Source organism: Salinibacterium sp. NG22, assembly GCF_015864925.1.
In the GTDB taxonomy this organism is placed as follows: Bacteria; Actinomycetota; Actinomycetes; order Actinomycetales; family Microbacteriaceae; genus Rhodoglobus.
Map to the genome: position 1 here is coordinate 1,302,920 of NZ_JADYWG010000001.1, position 16,198 is coordinate 1,319,117.

Genomic DNA, 16,198 nt, shown 5'->3' on the forward strand with positions numbered 1-16,198 from the left:
TCGCTCGAAAGTCGAGGCGACAGCGAGCGTGTCGAGGTGGTTACCAGGTCTGTCCGGCAATTCCCCAATAGTCGACAACCACGCCGGGCACCGATGCATAGGCCTGCACAGCAAGACGATGCGTCGACTGGTTGATATCCACGTTGAAGACGTATTGTCCCTTGACGAGTGGTTCCCCGGTGCCGACGATCATCGTGGCAGCGAGGCCGGACTTGGAGTCATCAGAGATCTTCCAGCGCGTGCCGCGGATGCTGACCGTCTCCCCGGCAGGCAGGTTCTTGATGTAGAAGGTAGCCACGCAGCTGAAGATTGTGGCGCTTCGATCGGTCTCCGCAATGTTGGTAGCAGTGTTGGACGAGTTCTTGTAAGGCAAGATAGGCCAGTTCGGCCCATCCGCAACAGCAGCGGTAAGCGTCTGCAAAGCTACGTCGGTGGTTCGAGTGGTGCTCAGAGCAGTAGGCATGTCATCTCCAGAAATAGGGGCGCCGGTGGATCCAGCTAGCGGTGCGTTGTGGATGTAGTCGTACGGATTGATGTGTGCTGAGCGGCTTGACCCCGCCCAAAGTTCTACGTGCAGATGGGCGCCTGTAGCTTCGCCAGTCGAGCCCATCTTGCCGAGCTTCTGTCCGGCAGCGATCGTTTGTCCGACGGAAACCACGATGGACCCGGTCTGCATGTGGAAGTAGGCACTATGCCAACCGTTCGAGTGCCGGACAACGACAGCGTTGCCCGCCCACGAGTAAGGAAGCGTGTGTGCCACCACAGTGCCGGAGGAGACCGAATGGATGTCGGTTCCCGCGAACGGAGGCGAGTAATCGATTCCCTTATGGAAATCGGGACCGTAGTCCGAGGAGTAGCCATAGACACTACTGATGGAACCACGAGTTCCCTTGAAGGGATGGTTCCAGAGGACAGCGGCGCTTGCAGGCAAGACGTCCCATCCCACCGAAGAGGCAGTCGCTAGAACTCCCGCACCAACGGCCGCGAGCCTGAGCGCGGTGCGGCGTGAGAGTCCAGCTTGAGGCTGTTTTTCTATCGAATCGTGGGTCACGAGAGCAAGATTTACACAGTTACAGAAATTTGACAATGACTCAGACAGAAGTTGTTTCAAATTCGTGAACCCCGGATTTACAGGAAAAAATTGACCATAGACGAAGTGTTCTGCCCCTGATATATTCGGCGTCAGATGCGCTCAAAATCAGGCAGAACCCCTCAAGCCCCCCGAAAGTGAGATCGAGACGACGAAGCCGCTGAATGGCGTATTAGACGCGCCATTTTGATGCGACCACCTACAGCTCTTTCACCTATCGCTCTCACTTGGTGGCCGCGGTCGCGCGCTACTGATCGCGGCTACGAATCTCAATTCCCCGCGCCTCGTCCTCCGCTTGGCGCCGGGCGAGCACGTGATTGCGGAAGGTGTCGCGCAGCGGCAACTGAACCGTGTTCTCGGCGGGGACCCCGGCGAGCAACTGACGCAACCGCGTGAATTCGGCATCCACTTCAAGGCCGGCGACAAACGCGAGGTTGCTGATGTACAGCCAGATGAGCAGCGCAAGCGCTCCCCCGAGCCAGCCGTACACACGGTCATAGCTCGCGAAGTTGGAGGCGTAGAAACCGAAGCCCGCGGTCGCGATACCCCACGTCACGATCGCAAAGATTGCTCCGGTGCTCACCCACCGCATCCGTTCGTGTCGCACGTTGGGCGTGTAGTAGTAGAGCACCGCGATGATCATGGTGAGGATGACGGCGAGCACCGGCCAGCGCCCCACCGACCAGACGGTAATCCAGGGCTCGCCGATACCGAGCGCCTCGCCCACGGCGGATGCCACGTTTCTGGTGGTCAGCAGCAGCACAACGACGGCGGCGAAGGCGGCGAGCAAGAAGGTCGACAGCACGAGCATGAGCCCGCGGAACTTCACGAAGCGGCGCCCCTCTTGAATCTCGTACACGCTGTTCGCGGCGCGGCCGAAGGCGGTCGCATAGCTCGACAGTGACCAGACGCTCAAGAGGAGCCCGACGGTGAGCGCGACTCCCGGGCTGCCAATGGAGAACAGCTGCGTGAGAGGTTCTTTCAAGACTTCGACGGTGCTCGGTTTGAGCACTTCGGTGGCGAGATCAATCACGGTGTCGGCGGCTTGATCTTTGCCCTCAGCGATCGCCAATACAGAGACGACGCTCAGCGCGGCCGGCAGAGTGGCGAGCGCCGAGAAGAAGGCGAGCGTCGCTGCTGAATCGATTCCGCGGTGCAGCATGAAGCCGTGATAGGCACGACGGAACGCGTACCACCACTCACCGCGCGCACTGCGGAGCTTGCTGGTCGCATCGGAAGATCCCATCCGGTCAGTTTAAGCGGAAGGATACGGAACTGGCGCACGACCCCCGCGGTGCTCCTTTCAGATCATGCACTCTAGAGGATGCCCCGAGATGGGTTTAGGCTCAGATCATTAGCCGCCGCGCGTTGCGACGACATGGGTTCGAGGAGGAACACCATGACCACGATTACGCCGTGCCTGTGGTTCAACGGCAATGCCGAAGACGCTGTGCAGTTTTACGCCTCCGCTTTTGGCGACAGTTCGATACTCAACACCACTCACTACCCCTCGGAGGGGTTGGCTGACTTTCAACGCGACCTCGCCGGTGCGGTGCTGACGGTTACTTTCCGTCTCGCGGGGCAAGACTTTTTGGCGATCAACGCGGGTGAGCGATTTGCGTTCAACGAGTCCACGTCGTTCATGGTCACTTTCGATCCCTCTACTGATCCGGATGCTCGCCGCAATCTTGATGCGTTGTGGAATGCGCTCATCGACGGCGGCAGTGCGCTCATGCCGATCGCGAACTACGATTTCAGCCCGCGCTATGGATGGTTGCGGGACCGTTTTGGCGTGAACTGGCAGCTCATCCTCACCGATCCCGCTGGTGAACCGCGGCCCACAATCATGCCCGCGTTGCTGTTCGGCGATGGCGTGCAAAACCGCGCGCGGGAGGCGATCGAGTTCTACGCCTCTGTGTTTGATAACTCCCAGTTGGGTGCTGACGTTCGCTATACCGAGCGCACGGGCCCCGCGCATCCCGGCTCGGTGATGTTCGGCGATGTCAGGCTCCGAGACCTGTGGTTTGTGGCGATGGATGCCGCCACTCGCCAACACGTGACGTTCACGGAATCGGTGTCGTTTGTGATTCCGTGTGCGGATCAGGCGGAGATTGACCGCTACTGGGCGTCGCTCTCGGCGGTTCCCGAAGCGGAAGCCTGCGGCTGGTGCAAAGACAAATTCGGCGTGAGTTGGCAGATCACTCCCGCCAATATCGACGAACTCATGACACGGCCGAATGCCTTCGAGCACATGATGCAGCTCAAGAAGATCGAGATCGCCAAGCTTTAGCTAAACCCGCTCCGGACTAGGCGCGTTCCACGGGTTGCCGCAGCAGCGTGCGCAGTTTGGATGCCTCGACTTTACGAAAGTCGTTGAAGTAGATCTCGTGGTGCTTGCCGGTCATCCGCAGCCCCTGCTCGGGAATGAATTCGGTGTGCATCTGCGCCAGAATCTCGGCCTCATCGTCATAAGGGCCGAGGTGGAGTGTCTGCACGCACACCCCCTCGTCGAGAGTCTCGAGGCGCACCTTGTCGAGACTGACGGGCAGGCTCTCTGGGGTCTTGCTCTTGGCGACCACCGAAGCAACGGCATCCTCGAACATGGTCGCGGTGATCCACTCGGGCGCGAGGATCATCGCGGTCCAGTCCCACTGTGATTTGTCACGACCGCTCGTGAAGGCGGCCATATCTTCGGCCCACCAGAGCGCTTCGAGCGGCGGCACAACGTAGTCGCGGTCGAGGGCTTTGCTTGCAAACTTCAAGGTGTAGGCGACGGGATAGAGCGCGCCGATCGCGGCCGTGTAGTCGCTGTCGGCACCAGGCGCCCCGTGGCCATCGACCATGAGGTACTGCTGAGGCGGGACATCCAGAATCCTGAACTCGTTGTGGCGCGCTTTATACGCGTCGAGCGTCTTCTTGAAATCAGTTTTCATTGCCCTCCGCCGTCTCTTTCGAATTCTTGAATTAGGAGTGGTCCGCCGACCAGCGTCCGGGAAACGCTTCAGCTTGCCAAGAGCACTACTTCGAGGCCAATTCGAGACCATGCTGTCGATTGGTCGTGTCGCTCTTCAGCGTGCCCCAATTCAACGACGAGGTGAGTCACTTCCTGTTGCCCTCCGCAACGCTACATCCAACTCTTCTCCGTATAGATCGCCGATCTTCTTCCCCCTAACCTCTCCGCGGTACCACGAATGAAGGACTACACGAAGTGCCTCTATCGCCGCAGCTGCAGCCGCGAGTTTTGCGTTAGAAAGCAGATCAAGCGCGTAGTCCAGGGCCTTCTCAACGTCCAGCTCTCTCGGGCCGAGCAGAACAGAAAGTCGAGTTACCGCGGTGAGGGCCTCCGCGTGAACTCGCAGCTGGTCATTCGACCCCGTGCGTCGCGCAGCCAAAAGGCTCATAAAAGCTAGCAAGACATTTGCGATCTCGTCACGCACATCTTTTCGATGCTCTCGACGGGTTGTTTTGCGCGCGGCAATACTAGGTCCGACGAGTGCGGCAGCAACGGTAGTCAAGGCCCCCACCCCAGTTCCGATGAGTGCTGCAGTGATGTTGTCCATAGACCTTTTCTCGCGGCGAAATGTTAGTTAAGGCTATTCGGGTCATCGTCGTCACCTGTGGGCAGCGTTGTGTCCTCGAGTTTTTGGTGCCGAGCGGTCGCAAACCAGTCGAGGCTGATCTTTTCCAGCCTCCAGTCCGAGAGCACGCTCCCGAATCGAGCGCCCCTCCATACAATCTTTTCCGCTAGGACCGGCAGCCCCGTCTCGTCAGTGTCATTGAGACCGCCCGCCGCAATGCTCAATTCTTTTGCAATCCACTCCCACGCCGGCTTGTTATCTTCCCCAAGATTGAAACGTATGCCGTCTAGGTGGCGTCCTGCTTCAAGTCGAAGCGCAGCCGCTCTTCGGAAATCGTCGGCGTACGCAGCACTAACTAGGGCATGCATCGAATCCAGCGCATACCCTACGCCGTCCCCCACCTGGAGAGCTTTGCGTTGACGCTTGGCAGCCACGCGTTCCGCGCCCGCTAGCCAAACAGCGATGGAGGAAGGGACGAGAATTGCCGCTACGGGCAATGCGACATCGTAAACGAGTTCCCAGTTCATAATCGAAGGGTACTAACTGCCTCCGACTTTCTGCACCCAGCATGTAGCGTTTAGCCGCCGACCCAGCCTTCGATTCCGAACATGCCAAGTTCTGCCTCGCACTGATCGAGCACAGCCCTATAAGCAGACGTCCATTCGGCAGAGTCGGGATCGTAGGGTTCCCCCTCCGCAGCAACCGCGGCCGCCGGGGTCACCGCTTGCAGCTCAGCGATCAGCGGGGCCAATTTGGTTTCTTCGGAGGGAGAGATCCGCTGAATCATCCTCGCGGCGACGCGTTTCGCCCCCTCGTATTCAGCTTCGATCGCCCGCCCCTGATCGACTGAAGTGCTCAGATTGAAGGTGAGGGTTACCGCGTCGGATACCTGCTCGCAGACTGCTTGCGTTTCGACTAGCGGATCGATGGCGTCGATCGGATCTTCAGCTTCGGCAGTACAGGCGGCAAGGGGAAGAATAAGCAGAGCGGCCGCGACGGCAGCGAATGCCGGTCGACTTCGACGAACAGACACCAAGAGACCTCCTTGAAAGGGGACGGCAACGGTGAACGGTGATCATTGCGCCATCGTCTGATCGGTCCGATCATTCCAAAGAGTGACTTATTTGATTACCGCTCATGAATTTCCGCAACTCTACGCCACCGAACGAACGTGCAAAAGCCCCAAGGTTGAAAGCCGCAGTAAAGCCCCAGAGTGCACCAAACGCGACGGCTAGAATCGTTGCTGTGCCGCTCCCGGCGCGGTAAGGATTGCCCTGTGACATCGCCAGCTCAGCATGACCGCCAACCGCTCGTCGAGCCCGGCGCACCGCTCGGCGCTCAGTCGCTGATTCGCTATTCACGCCAGCTGGCTAATCCTGACTTCGGAGAGCTCGCTCAGCGACGCCTTGCGAACGCCCGTGTGCTTGTTGTCGGCGCTGGCGGGCTGGGCAGTGCCACCATTCCCGCCCTTGCCGCGATGGGTGTTGGCACCATCGGCGTGATCGATACGGATGCCGTCGAACTCTCGAATCTGCACCGCCAACTCGCTCACGGGGTCGCCGACATTGGGCGCAGCAAGCTCGATTCTGTTGCCGACACCGTCGCGCGAATCGACCCCGAAATCGCGCTGGTCCGCCACGATGTGTGGCTCGATTCCACCAACGCCCTCGAGCTCTTCAGCGGGTACGACCTCGTGCTCGACGGCAGCGACAACTTCGCCACCCGCTATCTCGTCAATGACGCAGCCGCGCTGACCGGCATCCCCGTCGTGTGGGGCGCAATCCTTCGCTACGGCGGCCAAGCTGGAATCGCCTGGTCAGGTCACGGCCCCACCTACCGCGACCTCTTCCCGGTGCCGCCGGCGCCCGGCACCGTTCCGTCGTGCGCCGAGGGCGGCGTTCTGCCCACTGTCTGCGCCATGATCGGCGCCATCATGTGTTCCGAAACCGTGAAGCTCATCACCGGCATCGGCGACCCGCTTCTCGGCCGCGTGACAACCTACGACGCTTTGTCGGGGCGATTCCGGGAACTCGACTACGCCGCCAGCGACGAAGTGAATGCCGTCACCGAACTCATCGATTACGAGGCGTTCTGTGGGGTGACGGCGGCGCCCGACGCGGGCGGCGCGAGCGACGAAGTCGATTCGCGCGAACTCGCGGCGCTCCTCGCGGGCGATGCTCCGCTGCAGTTGGTCGACATTCGTGAGCCCTTTGAGTACGCGATTGCCGCGATTGAGACTGCCGAGCTGATTCCGCTGGGTGGCCTCGAAGGCCGGCTTGCCGACATCCGGACCGACGTTCCCGTGGTTGTGTATTGCCACCACGGCATTCGCAGCGAACGTGCTCTGCGGATGCTGCAGGGCGCTGGCTTCACCAACATCCGCCACTTAGTGGGCGGCATCGACGACTACTCGCAGGTCATTGATCCTGCGCTTGCGAGGTACTAAGAATGAACGCGTCCACCCCGGCAAGCTTCGCCACCATCACGGATGCTTCGATCGATGAGGCCGCGATTCGGCGTGCGGTGGAGTCCCCCGCTTCCGGCGCGGTCGTCGTGTTTTCGGGAGTCGTGCGCAATCACGACGGCGGCAACGAAGTGTGGTCACTGGAGTACCAGGCGCACCCCGAAGCCGAGGCCCTGCTTGCTCAGTGCTGCGCCGAAGTGGCAGCCGAGACTGGCCTCGCGATCGCCGCAGCTCATCGCGTTGGGCTACTGCAGATTGGGGATGTTGCCCTGTCGGCAGCGGTCTCCGCAGCGCACCGGCGTGAAGCGTTCGAGGCGTGCGAGTTGCTCGTCGAACGCGTCAAGGCGACGGTGCCGATCTGGAAACGTCAGCAGCTCGCGGGCGGCGCGACCGAATGGGTCGGGCTTTAGCGGCGACTTTCGGCGCACACGATTGGCGAGCGACAGTCAGGCGCACAGACCACGTCGCAGCCGTAAGCGGAGCTGGGCTCTAGCCGCCAGCGAACGGCGGAAGCACGTCGACGCGAGCGCCCACCGCGTGCGCGGGATCACGACGAACGACGCCATCGATCAGGAATGATCCCGACTCTACGACCCGCTGCATGAGCGAACCGTAGCGCTCGATGAGCAGCTCCTTGAGCGTTGCCAGAGTTGCCCCCGACTCGATTTCAAGGTGCTCTTCATCGCGCCCGGCAGCCTCGGCGGCAGCGGCGAAATAGCGAATGTGAGTGGTCATGTCAGCCACCAATGTACGACATCTCGATCTTCTTAGCGCCCGGTCCTGGCGTGGTCGCCAGCCGGGTGGTGTTGAGCGAGCGCAACTCTGAGTAGCGGTCGGTGCGGTTGCGCCAGAGGTGGGCCATGGCATCCGAGAGTTGGTCGTCGGTGCAGCCGTCGCGCATAAGGGCACGCAGGTCGTGACCCGAGCTGGCGAAGAGGCACGTGTAGAGCTTGCCGTCGACCGAGATTCGGGCGCGCGAGCAGGTGTGGCAGAAGGACTGAGTGACGCTGGAAATCACGCCAATCTCTCCGCTGCCATCGCGATAGCGCCAGCGTTGCGAGGTCTCGCCGCTGTAGTTCGGGGCGATTTCTTCGAGGGGAAGCTCTGCGTTGATACGGGCGACAACCTCGGCCGAGGGCACTACTTCGCCGAGTTGCCAGCCGTTGGTGGTGCCGACATCCATGTATTCAATGAAGCGCAGGATGAACGGAGTGTCTTTGAAGTGGCGGGCCATCGCGACGATGTCTTTGTCGTTGTGGCCCTTCTTGACGACCATGTTGATCTTGATGGGGCCGAGCCCGGCGGCGTGCGCTGCGTCGAGGCCGTCCAGGATCTTCTTCACCGGAAACTTAACGTCATTCATCGACTGGAAGGTCGCATCGTCGAGCGAATCGAGCGACACGGTAACCCGCTTCAGGCCAGCTTCCTTCAGCGCGGGGGCAAGGTGGCCGAGCGCTGAGCCGTTGGTGGTGATGGCGAGGTCGAGGGGCGCGCCCGCCGGAGTCGTCAGCTTCGAGAGCATCCCGACCAGTTCAGGGAGGCCTTTGCGCAGCAGCGGTTCGCCGCCGGTGAGGCGAATCTTCTCCACACCGTGAAGCGCAGCAATGCGAGCGAGGCGAGTGATTTCTTCGAAGCTCAAAAGTTCGTCACGCGGCATGAACGCGTAGTCGGCGCCGAAGACTTCCTTGGGCATGCAGTAGACGCACCGAAAATTGCAGCGGTCGGTCACCGAGAAGCGAATGTCGTGCAGCGGCCTGCCGAGGGTGTCCACGATGGGGGTGCCGATCGCGGAGGAACTCATAGCGTCAGACTAACCCGCGGCAGGCTGCGAAACCTCCGAGGCCGCCGCCTCGATCGCATCGCCCACGTGAATACTGCCGCCATCAAGCGGAGTGAGGCGGATGCCGAACCACGTCTTGTGATCCCGCTGGCGGTGTTGCGCCAGGGTGCGAATCGGTTCCTTACCGCGCTCGAGAGTGGAGGGTTCGATCGTGGTCATGACGCAGCGGTCGCAGATCATGGTGACGCGGAAGCGCACGTCACCGATGGTGACGCTGGTCCAGCTTTCTTCGACGAACGGTTCGAGGTCGTCGATGATCACGTTGGGACGGAACCGGATCATGTCGAGGGGCGCGTCATCCGCGTCGGTCCACTCGTCGAGCTGACGCAGCGACGCTTCACTTGCGAGCAGCAGCGGGCCGCCGTCGGCGAGAGACACGACTTCGCCCGGCTGGCCGCCGTCTTCGGGGTCGATCGCGCGCACAGTGGGGTCGGACTGCCAGACGAGTCGCGCGTCGAGGCCGACCCGTTCGGTCAGCCAACGGTTCACTTCGCCCCGAGCGGCGAGCGCAGTGCCCTGCCCGCTGTGAGTGACTTCGATCGTGTCTCCGCCCTCCGCCATATCGACGGTCACGCTGGAGCCGTCTCGGTCAGAAAGCCGCACGGCCGTCTCGCTCAGCGCGTGAGCGGTGAGGCCGAGAAGGTGGTTGTGCTGACGCGCGGTCAGGGCTTTGCCGTCGCTATCGACAAGCGCCCAGCGGCGATCCTGGTCAAGGCCCCATGGATTGACGGCCGCCGAATCGACATCTTCGCCGGCAAAAGACTTCACTGGATACACTCTGAGTCGTGTCACGCGCATGGGCGAATCCTAGCAACGTGCGCCCCAAGAACGACGGGAGTGTCCCGAGGATTCGCGATGCGAATTGGCGGTGCGTTTTAGCGGCGCGGATACACCGTGATCTGGGATGCTGCGACGGATGCCACGATGCGGTCCCCCGGCGTGATGTCGTGCGCGAGCAGATCGGCCGCCGCTGTCTCGGCCACGACCGTGTCGCCCAGCAGCGTGACGCGGATTCCCCTGAGGCCGGGCTCGAGAAGATCGACGGTGGCGTGCCATTCGTTGGGGTGCGAGGGGGCGGATACCTCCCGGCGGAGCTTCACCGCGGACGGCGGGAACGCGACCGAAACTTCCGCACCGACCTCCGGCACGACACCCTCGACGGCGAGACCACGCCCATCCGCAAGTCGCACGAGTTCACGGGTTTCGACGATTCCGTGCAGCACATTGAGGCCGACGAGCGTAGCGGCGAACTGGTTGACGGGCTCGCCGAGCACTCGGGCAACGTCGCCGCTGTCGATGATGCGGCCCGCATCCATGATGGCGACGCGGTCGGCCAGCACCATGGCATCCACCACATCGTGAGTGACGACGATGGTGGCGGGCGCGGTCGGCGGGCGGCCATCGATTCCGGTGTGAGTGGCGGAGATCCGGGAAGCCAGACACTCGCGCAGCAGGGTGCGCACGAGGGAAGCGTTTTGCACATCGAGGGCGGCCATCGGTTCGTCGAAGAGCAGCACATCGGGTTCGGTGGCCAGCACGCGGGCAATCGCTACGCGCTGCTGCTGACCTCCCGAGAGCTCGGCGGGTTTGCGAGCGGCGAACTCGCTCATGCCGACGGCCGCCAACCATTCGGAAGCACGTTCGCGGGCCTCCGCCGCCTTCATTCCGTGCGAGCGCAGCCGGCCGTGCGAACGCAGCCCGAAAGCTACGTTCTCGAGGGCGTTGAGGTGTGGGAATAGCAGGGGGTCTTGTCCGAGCAACCCGATGCGACGACGATGAGCGGGCACCACGGTCATCCGGCCGCCGCCCGACCGCCCGCCACCCGACTGCGGAACCTCGGTGAGCACGCGACCGTCGACCGAGACGGAGCCCTGGTCGGGAGCGAGCAGGCCCGCGATCACCGCGAGCATGGTCGACTTTCCTGAGCCGTTCGGGCCCAGCAGCGCGAGCGTTTCTCCGGGCGCGACCGAGACACTCGCGTCGAGGGTGAACGAGCCGCGGTTCACCAGCATGGTGGCATCCAGCGTCATGGGTCAGCGCTCCGGGGTTGTGCGCCAGCTGCGCAGCAGAAGCAGGATGACGATGCCGACGACCACGAGCAGCAGCGACAGAGCGATGGCCGAATCTTGACTCACGCCGGCGCCGTTGAACGCGGTGTAGATCGCGAGGGGCATCGTGCGGGTGGTGCCGGCGGCGTTGCCGGCGAAGAGGGCAGTGGCGCCGAATTCGCCGAGCGCGCGGGCGAAGCAGAGCACGGTTCCGGCGATGACGCCCGGCATGATGAGCGGCAGGGTGACTCGGCGAAAGACCGTCCAGCGGCCGGCACCGAGGGTTGCCGCGACCGCCTCGTACCGAGTGCCCGCGGTGCGCAGTGCACCCTCGACCGAGATCACCAAGAAAGGCAGAGCCACGAACGATTGGGCGATTACGACAGCGCCCGTCGTGAACGGAATCCGGATGCCGAACCACAGTTCGAGCACACTGCCGACGAGCCCGTTGCGTCCGAGAAGGTAGAGCAGGGCGATGCCTCCGACCAGGGGCGGCATCACGAGCGGGAGCGTCGTGAGCGCACGCAGCAGACCGGCCAGCCGATTGCCCGAGCGAGCGATCACGAGCGCGAGCGGAATGCCAACGATGAGGCACAACACCGTCGCGGCGAGGGCGGTCTGCAGCGACAGCCAGAGTGCCGACTGTGCCTCCTCCGAGACGATCGCGGCCGGCACGCTGGGCCAATTGGCACGGAGAAACAGCCCGACGAGGGGCAAGATCAGCAGGGCGAAGCCAAGGGCGGCGGGCAGGTAGAGCAGGCGCGGGATGCCAGAGCCGGCTGCTGCCGTGGTGCGGGAGGCTGCGCTTCGGCTGGCCGTGCTTCGGCTGGCTGCGGTGCCGGTGGTCAGCGCGCTGCGCGAGGAGACACTCATGGCTTCACAAATCCGTAGCTCGCGAGAATGTTCTGCCCCGGCGGCGAGAGTACGAACTCCACGAACGCGGCCGCGATGGCCGGTTGCGCAGCCTCGTTCAGCACGGCGATCGGGTACGTGTTGCGTGCGGTTGCAGCGTCGGCAATTTCGATGCCGTCGACCGCTCCCGCCGCGTTCAGAACGTCCGTGACATAGACGAGCCCGGCATCCACTTCGCCCAGCTCGACCTTGGTCAACACGGCCGTCACGTTCTGTTCTTCGGTTACGGGCGTGAGTTCGACGTCTGCAACGTCGAGCAGGATGCGCGAAGCGGCCCCACACGGAACCGCGGGAGCGCACAGGGCAACCTGCACGTCGGGCGCCGCCAGATCACTCAGTGCCGTGATGTCCAGCGGGTTGTCGGGTTGCACTGCAATCTGCAATTCGTTGCTCGCGAACGAGACGGGAGCAGTCGCGAGCTCGGCGCTGACCTGCTGCATTGTCGCGTCATCCGCGGAGGCAAAGACATCGGCCGGGGCGCCTTCACTGATTTGAGTCGCGAGAGTAGAGGAGCCGTCGAAGGAAATCGGAGCGATTGTGACGCCGGGGTTCTCGGCGCTGAAGGCGTCAGCCAATTCGGTGAACGAGGCCGTCAGCGAGGCTGCGGCGAAGATCGTGAGCTCACCCTGCAGCGCACCGTCAGCAGACGTGGATGCCGGTGCCGGGTCTGCTGCCGAGCATCCGCCAAGCCCCACCAGACCTGCCATCGCGACGGCGGCGACCGTCGTCAGCACGCGAACCCGTCGTCGCCCGTGACCGCCCCGCTGCCGCGGCTGCCCCTGCTTCCGCACCGGAAGCATCACTAGGAGTTGTCTTTCGGAGCCTCAACAACCACCATCGTCGCTTTCACGACGGCGACCGCGAGCGACCCAATTTCGAGTTTCAAGTCGCGCACGGCTTCGGTCGACATGAGCGACACGATGCGATGCGGGCCGCACTGCAGCTCGACCTGCGACATGACGGTGTCGCTCAGGATGCCCGTGACGAGCCCAACCATCCGGTTACGAGCGCTGCTCGTTGACTCGGATGCCGCTGCCGACTGCTGAGCGTGCTGCGCCCGTTCTTGAGCCCGCTGGGCCAGGTCCGCGCCGTCGATGACTTGGCGCCCGGCGTCATCGAGAGAGACAGGCAGGCCGTCGGAGGCGATCCACCGTCGCACGGTGTCGTCGCTGACTCCGAGGAGCCCTGCGGCTTCGCTAATCCGATAGTGCGTCATAAATCGGAGTTTAGCACCGCACCTGCGGAGAAAAAGGGCGATTTTCGCGACGCCCGCACCCAGTCGAGCGTGAACCGTTTTCGTTAGAGTGAACCTATGGCCCTCGACGCAACGCCGCTACCGGCATCAATCAGTATTGAGCAGCACCTCGCGAGTATTCTGACGACCACTGCCACGCTGCCCGCGATCACTGTTCCGATCGCTCAGGCCCTGCACCGCACGCTCGCCGCCGACGTTCGGGCCGCCGCGGATGTGCCCGGCTTCGACAACTCGGCGATGGATGGCTACGCGCTTCGTCGAGCGGATGCCGCAACGGCCACCGCCGAAACCCCGGTTGCCCTCACTGTGGTTGCCGACCTCCCCGCCGGGTCCGCAGAGAACCCCCGACTTCAACCCGGCGAGGCCGCGCGCATCATGACCGGCGCTCCCGTTCCCGACGACGCCGATTGCATCGTTCCCATCGAAGACACTGATGAGGGCACCGCGACGGTGCTCATTTTTCGGGCCCCGAGCGAGGCTGCGTTCATTCGCTCCCAGGGCACCGACGTGCGCACCGATGCTGCGGTGCTGCCCGCCGGGCGCGTTCTCGGCCCGCGCGATCTTGCCGCCGCTGCCGCCGCTGGAGTCGGAACTCTTTCGGTGATTCCGGCACCGCGCGTTGGCGTGCTCTCGACCGGCAGCGAACTGCGCCAGCCCGGCGAGCCTCTCGCCCGGGGCCAGATCCATGACTCGAATTCGCTATTGCTCGAAGCGCTCATTACCGAGTGCGGCGGCATCCCGGTGCTGCTGGGTTCTGTGCCTGACGATGACGACGCTCTGCGTGCGATCCTCGACACGCACGCCCCCGACCTGGATGCCATCATCACCTCGGGTGGAGTGAGCGTCGGCGCCTACGACGTCGTGAAGGCCGTGCTCGCCCCGCTCGGCATCTGGTTCGGACCGGTGCGGATGCAGCCGGGCAAGCCCCAGGGCTTCGGCCGGTTCCCGGTCGTCAACACCAGCGCCGCCACCGACGGCAGCAGCGACAACAGCACCGCCACGACCGCCACCGCAACCGCTCCCGACAGCGGCCCCCTCCTCTTCGCCCTCCCCGGCAATCCCGTGAGCGTCTTCGTCTCGTTCGAGACTTTTGTTCGCCCCGCCCTTCTCACGCTGGCGGGCCGGACGCCGATCGTGCGGCCGACGCTCACCGCCACGGTCACGACGGGCTGGCGCAGCCCCGCGGGGCGCGCGCAATACATGCCCGCTGTTGTCGAAGAGGATGGGCAGGGTGCGGCATCCGTTCGTCCCGCGAGCGCTGGTGGTGCCGGTTCGTATCTCGTCGCGAGCCTGGCCAGCGCCAACGCCCTGGCTTTCGTACCCGAAGACACGACCGATGTGCTCAACGGTGACACCCTGACTGTCACACTGGTCTCATGAGCGATCAGCCTTTCAGCCACCTCAATTCCGCTGGCCAAGCCCGGATGGTGGATGTCACCGCCAAGACCCCGACCGTGCGCGAAGCAACGGCGGAGGGTTTCGTTCGCTGCTCCCCCGTGATCATTGAGGCGCTGCGCTCGGGCAACGCTCCCAAGGGTGACGTTCTGGCTGTCGCACGCATCGCTGGCATCCAAGCCGCGAAGCGCACGGCCGAACTCTTGCCACTCGCCCACATCATCGGCGTGCACGGTGCGACGGTCGATCTTGAGGTGACGGATGACGGAGTCGCCGTGACCGCGACCGTACGCACCGCCGATCGCACCGGCGTCGAGATGGAAGCCATGACAGCGGTGTCTGTTGCGGCTCTCGCGATCGTCGACATGGTCAAGGGCATGGACAAGACCGTGCAGATTGAGAACGTGCGACTGCTCGCGAAGTCGGGCGGTCGTTCGGGCGACTGGCGTCGGCCGGAATAGCGTGCGGTGAGCGGCGAGCCGTCTGGCTTTTACCGTCGGGCTCGGGCTCGGGCTCCTCAGCCTGCAATCTCGCTAGTGGTCTCCGCCATCAAGCTGCTCCAGGATGTGGCCGATCAACGGCGCGACCACCGCAAGGCCTTCTTCAACCGCTTTCGTTGACCCGGGCAGGTTCACCACGAGAGCAGTGCCCGCGATGCCGACCAAGCCGCGACTGAGTACCGCCATCTTTGTGTGGCGAGCCCCCTCGCGGCGCAGCTCTTCGGCAATGCCCGGAATCTCGCGTGTGAGCACGGGCTTGGTTCCTTCGGGTGTGAGATCCCGGGGAGCCACTCCCGTTCCGCCGCTCGTGATCACGATGCGGGCACCAGCGGCGAGCGCCGCCCGAATCGCAGCAGTGACTGATTCCGCGCCATCCGGAATCACCGTCAACGACACCGCATAGCCCTGCTCTGTGAGCAGTTCGACCGCGCGCGGCCCCGAGGTATCGGCCTGCTCCCCGCGGAAGCTGCGATCCGAGACCGTGATGACGGCGGCGAGCACTGCCTCAACGTCGCCGCCCGTGCCGCTGTGAGTGTGAACCATGTCTGCAACGGTACGGCAGGCTGCGTGCCCGGCCCACAACTAAGATTCAGATCATGCGCGAGCCACAGTTTTCGATCCGACGAACGGATGCCGCCGACTGGCGCGAGGTCCGCGATCTGAGGTTGGAGATGCTGGCCGATACCCCGATGGGGTTCGCCGAGCACCTAGAGGATGCTCAGCACGCCACGGACGCAGAGTGGCAGCTTCGGGCTGTTCGCGGGCAGAGCTCGTTAGCCATTGCTGTCGCCGCCATCACCACCGAAGGCAGGTGGATCGGCACGATGGGGTGCTATATCCCTGACGCAAAAACGGGCCCGCTCCTTGTGGGTGTCTACGTCACTCCCGATTTTCGTGGCCGGAAAGCTGGCGTGACGGATGCCCTGCTCACGACCATCGAGCAGTGGGCGTTCCAGTACGGCAGCACCCTCACCCTCGGCGTGCACGAAGACAACGCTCGGGCGCGCGCCGCGTACGAAAATCGCGGCTTCACCCTGACACGGCACACGGTTCCGTACATTCTCGATAAGTCCCGCCGCGAACTCGAAATGATCAAGCAGCTGTAGGGCACGACCC

The 16,198-nt window shown here is 63.4% G+C and carries 20 protein-coding genes; 6 read left to right on the forward strand and 14 right to left on the reverse strand.

From position 1 onward, the window contains the following. Positions 1 to 40 precede the first annotated feature (40 nt). A complete protein-coding gene (locus I6E81_RS06390) occupies positions 41 to 1,051 on the reverse strand; it encodes a M23 family metallopeptidase (protein ID WP_197106515.1) in 1,011 nt (336 codons plus the stop codon). Between the two features lie 286 nt (positions 1,052 to 1,337). After that, the gene (locus tag I6E81_RS06395) at positions 1,338 to 2,336 is read right to left on the reverse strand and encodes a YihY/virulence factor BrkB family protein (protein ID WP_197106516.1); all 999 of its coding nucleotides are present in this window, start codon (positions 2,334 to 2,336) and stop codon (positions 1,338 to 1,340) included. Positions 2,337 to 2,489: 153 nt separating this feature from the next. On the opposite strand from I6E81_RS06395, the gene I6E81_RS06400 reads away from it, so the two are divergent. Then, positions 2,490 to 3,380 (forward strand): VOC family protein, encoded by an 891-nt coding sequence (locus I6E81_RS06400; protein WP_197106517.1) that lies wholly within the window; start codon positions 2,490 to 2,492, stop codon positions 3,378 to 3,380. A 16-nt stretch (positions 3,381 to 3,396) separates the two neighbouring features. Here the strand turns inward: I6E81_RS06400 and I6E81_RS06405 are convergent, their stop codons facing one another. The 4 genes from I6E81_RS06405 to I6E81_RS06420 form a co-directional block, all read right to left on the reverse strand. After that, entirely contained in the window at positions 3,397 to 4,023 is a 627-nt protein-coding gene (locus I6E81_RS06405) for a GyrI-like domain-containing protein (RefSeq protein ID WP_197106518.1), read from the reverse strand. Between the two features lie 150 nt (positions 4,024 to 4,173). Next, positions 4,174 to 4,650: a hypothetical protein gene (locus I6E81_RS06410; protein ID WP_197106519.1), complete on the reverse strand. Its 477-nt coding sequence runs from the start codon at positions 4,648 to 4,650 to the stop codon at positions 4,174 to 4,176. 23 nt (positions 4,651 to 4,673) lie between these two features. Beyond that, positions 4,674 to 5,195: a hypothetical protein gene (locus tag I6E81_RS06415; protein WP_197106520.1), complete on the reverse strand. Its 522-nt coding sequence runs from the start codon at positions 5,193 to 5,195 to the stop codon at positions 4,674 to 4,676. A 50-nt stretch (positions 5,196 to 5,245) separates the two neighbouring features. Next, positions 5,246 to 5,701 (reverse strand): hypothetical protein, encoded by a 456-nt coding sequence (locus tag I6E81_RS06420; protein ID WP_197106521.1) that lies wholly within the window; start codon positions 5,699 to 5,701, stop codon positions 5,246 to 5,248. 243 nt (positions 5,702 to 5,944) lie between these two features. On the opposite strand from I6E81_RS06420, the gene I6E81_RS06425 reads away from it, so the two are divergent. Further along, positions 5,945 to 7,114: a ThiF family adenylyltransferase gene (locus tag I6E81_RS06425; protein ID WP_197106522.1), complete on the forward strand. Its 1,170-nt coding sequence runs from the start codon at positions 5,945 to 5,947 to the stop codon at positions 7,112 to 7,114. A 2-nt stretch (positions 7,115 to 7,116) separates the two neighbouring features. Then, on the forward strand, positions 7,117 to 7,542 hold the full coding sequence (locus I6E81_RS06430) for a molybdenum cofactor biosynthesis protein MoaE (protein ID WP_197106523.1): 426 nt from the start codon (positions 7,117 to 7,119) through the stop codon (positions 7,540 to 7,542). A gap of 79 nt (positions 7,543 to 7,621) precedes the next feature. Here the strand turns inward: I6E81_RS06430 and I6E81_RS06435 are convergent, their stop codons facing one another. The 7 genes from I6E81_RS06435 to I6E81_RS06465 form a co-directional block, all read right to left on the reverse strand. Next, a complete protein-coding gene (locus I6E81_RS06435) occupies positions 7,622 to 7,876 on the reverse strand; it encodes a MoaD/ThiS family protein (protein WP_197106524.1) in 255 nt (84 codons plus the stop codon). Continuing rightward, on the reverse strand, positions 7,869 to 8,933 hold the full coding sequence (moaA, locus tag I6E81_RS06440) for a GTP 3',8-cyclase MoaA (RefSeq protein WP_231603873.1): 1,065 nt from the start codon (positions 8,931 to 8,933) through the stop codon (positions 7,869 to 7,871). Before moaA ends, I6E81_RS06435 begins: the two co-directional genes overlap by 8 nt. Positions 8,934 to 8,942: 9 nt before the next feature. Then, positions 8,943 to 9,770, reverse strand: coding sequence for an MOSC N-terminal beta barrel domain-containing protein (locus I6E81_RS06445; RefSeq protein WP_197106525.1), 828 nt, complete (start codon positions 9,768 to 9,770; stop codon positions 8,943 to 8,945). Positions 9,771 to 9,847: 77 nt separating this feature from the next. After that, positions 9,848 to 11,002: an ABC transporter ATP-binding protein gene (locus tag I6E81_RS06450; RefSeq protein ID WP_197106526.1), complete on the reverse strand. Its 1,155-nt coding sequence runs from the start codon at positions 11,000 to 11,002 to the stop codon at positions 9,848 to 9,850. Positions 11,003 to 11,005: 3 nt separating this feature from the next. Continuing rightward, positions 11,006 to 11,893 (reverse strand): ABC transporter permease, encoded by an 888-nt coding sequence (locus I6E81_RS06455; protein ID WP_231603874.1) that lies wholly within the window; start codon positions 11,891 to 11,893, stop codon positions 11,006 to 11,008. Then, the gene (gene modA / locus I6E81_RS06460; protein ID WP_307784112.1) at positions 11,890 to 12,666 is read right to left on the reverse strand and encodes a molybdate ABC transporter substrate-binding protein; all 777 of its coding nucleotides are present in this window, start codon (positions 12,664 to 12,666) and stop codon (positions 11,890 to 11,892) included. The genes I6E81_RS06455 and modA overlap by 4 nt, the downstream gene beginning before the upstream one ends. Positions 12,667 to 12,734: 68 nt before the next feature. After that, positions 12,735 to 13,148, reverse strand: coding sequence for a molybdopterin-binding protein (locus I6E81_RS06465; RefSeq protein ID WP_197106528.1), 414 nt, complete (start codon positions 13,146 to 13,148; stop codon positions 12,735 to 12,737). Positions 13,149 to 13,244: 96 nt separating this feature from the next. Here I6E81_RS06465 and glp point away from each other — a divergent pair, with 96 nt between their 5' ends. Beyond that, complete coding sequence (gene glp / locus I6E81_RS06470) at positions 13,245 to 14,567, forward strand: gephyrin-like molybdotransferase Glp (RefSeq protein WP_197106529.1); 1,323 nt, start codon at positions 13,245 to 13,247, stop codon at positions 14,565 to 14,567. Continuing rightward, a complete protein-coding gene (gene moaC / locus I6E81_RS06475; RefSeq protein WP_197106530.1) occupies positions 14,564 to 15,043 on the forward strand; it encodes a cyclic pyranopterin monophosphate synthase MoaC in 480 nt (159 codons plus the stop codon). The genes glp and moaC overlap by 4 nt, the downstream gene beginning before the upstream one ends. Positions 15,044 to 15,115: 72 nt before the next feature. Here the strand turns inward: moaC and I6E81_RS06480 are convergent, their stop codons facing one another. Then, positions 15,116 to 15,625: a molybdenum cofactor biosynthesis protein B gene (locus I6E81_RS06480; protein ID WP_197106531.1), complete on the reverse strand. Its 510-nt coding sequence runs from the start codon at positions 15,623 to 15,625 to the stop codon at positions 15,116 to 15,118. A gap of 53 nt (positions 15,626 to 15,678) precedes the next feature. On the opposite strand from I6E81_RS06480, the gene I6E81_RS06485 reads away from it, so the two are divergent. Then, on the forward strand, positions 15,679 to 16,188 hold the full coding sequence (locus I6E81_RS06485; RefSeq protein WP_197106532.1) for an N-acetyltransferase: 510 nt from the start codon (positions 15,679 to 15,681) through the stop codon (positions 16,186 to 16,188). The last annotated feature ends 10 nt before the right edge of the window (positions 16,189 to 16,198 follow it).